Raw genomic sequence first — 1,773 nt, forward strand, 5'->3', positions numbered from 1 at the left:
GGCCGCCCGGGACCTCGGCGCGTCGCGTCCTGGACGGCTCCTCGGTCCGCCGCCGTGCCCGCCATGAGCGCCGTGTGCCGGCCCGCCGCCCGCGCCCGTGAACAGCGCCGGATGCGCCAGCAGTTCGCGCAGGACATCGCCCGTACGCCCGCCCGCGAAGCCCGTGACCACCGTCTCGTGGCCCAGCGCCGCCAGCACCCGCGCGACATTGAGGCCCTTGCCACCAGGACGTTCGATGACCTCGCTGACGCGGTGCGTGGTGTGCGGGACGAGCGCGGAAGTGCGGTACGTGATGTCCAGCGCGGTGTTGAGCGTCACCGTCAGGATCACCGTCACTCCCGGGGCAGACGAGCGCGGTATACGAACGCGCGGCCGATTATCGGAGCGATCATGTCAAAAAGAAAGCGGTTGGCCCAGACCCTGGGCCGGCCGCCTTCCATGAACTCGTATCCGCCTGTCCGCCTGCCCGTAAGGGCTTGCTTCGGATCACGCCGGGATCAGTCCAGCCTCGGGTCGACCACCCAATCGCCCTTGTACAGAACGCCCTTGACCGAGAAACCGGCGTCCAGGACCACCAGATCCGCGTCCTTGCCCGGCTCCAGCGAGCCGACGCGGTCGTCCACACCCAGCAGCTTCGCCGGATTGGCCGAGATGGCCTGGACGATCTCCTCGACCGGCAGCCGGTCCACGGTCGCGGCCCGCTTGAACGCGGTGTCCAGCGTCAGCGTCGAGCCCGCGATCGAACCGCCCTCCACCAGCCGCGCCACGCCGTCCTTGACGTCCACGGCGAGCGGGCCGAGCTGGTACAGCCCGTCGCCGAAGCCCGCCGCGTCCATCGCGTCCGTGATGAAGGCGACCCGGCCGCCGCCCGCGCGGTGGAAGGCCAGCTCCAGGGCCGCCGGATGCAGATGCGTACCGTCGTTGATCAGCTCGACGGTGACGCGCTCGTCCTCCAGCAGCGCGGCGATCGGTCCGGGCGTCCGGTGGCCGAGCGGCGGCATCGCGTTGAAGAGATGCGTGGCGACGGTCGCGCCCGCGTCGATGGCCTCGACGGTCTGCTCGTACGTGGCGTCCGTGTGCCCGATCGCGGCGATCACGCCGTGCTCGGCCAGCAGCCGTACGGAGTCGATCCCGCCCGGCAGTTCGGTGGCGAGCGTCACCATCCGCGCCGTGCCGCGCGCCGCGTCGAGCAGTTTGCGCACCTCGGCCGGATCGGGATCGCGCAGCAGCTCCTCGCTGTGCGCGCCCTTGCGGCAGGGCGAGATGAACGGACCCTCGAAGTGGATGCCCGCCAGATCGCCCTGCTCGACCAGTTCGGAGAGGATGCTCGCGCGCTGGGCGAGGAAGTCCATCTCACCGGTGACGGTGGAGGCGACGAGTGTGGTGGTGCCGTGCTCGCGGTGCGTACGGATGCCCGTCAGGACGTCGTCCACGGAGCCTCCGGTGAAGGAGGCGCCTCCGCCGCCGTGGTTGTGCATGTCCACGAAGCCGGGAACCAGCCAGTGTCCTGACAGATCGAGGACGGCGGCGTCGTCCGGTGCGGCGCCCACGATCCGGCGTCCCTCGACGATCACCCGCCCGCCCTCCACGGTCCCGGTGGGCAGTACCACCCGGGCGCCGGCGAGAACGGTGCTTTCGGCGCGTGCGGCCATCAGGCGCTTACCTCCGGGGCGAGTGGGTCGGTGGGGGGATGGATGACGGTGACGGTGACGCCGGATCCGGTCGTGGACGGCGCGCCGGTCGCGGATGATGCGTCGGACGGTGCTGCGGGGG

At 71.2% G+C, this 1,773-nt stretch carries 2 protein-coding genes; both read right to left on the reverse strand.

All coding sequences use genetic code 11. The annotated features are described in order from the left end of the window. A partial coding sequence (locus tag GA0115259_RS22080) for a PfkB family carbohydrate kinase (RefSeq protein ID WP_256098076.1) occupies positions 1-330 on the reverse strand: 330 nt, incomplete at its 3' end. Between the two features lie 167 nt (positions 331-497). Beyond that, entirely contained in the window at positions 498-1,652 is a 1,155-nt protein-coding gene (nagA, locus tag GA0115259_RS22085; protein WP_093599979.1) for an N-acetylglucosamine-6-phosphate deacetylase, read from the reverse strand. Positions 1,653-1,773: the final 121 nt, after the last annotated feature.

The organism is Streptomyces sp. MnatMP-M17 (assembly GCF_900091995.1).
Taxonomy (GTDB): Bacteria; Actinomycetota; Actinomycetes; order Streptomycetales; family Streptomycetaceae; genus Streptomyces.

What these genes read in the sequence shown, in the direction of transcription:
- nagA (WP_093599979.1), bottom strand. Translation starts at nt 1,652, where the DNA reads ATGGCCGCACGCGCCGAAAGCACCGTTCTCGCCGGCGCCCGGGTGGTA.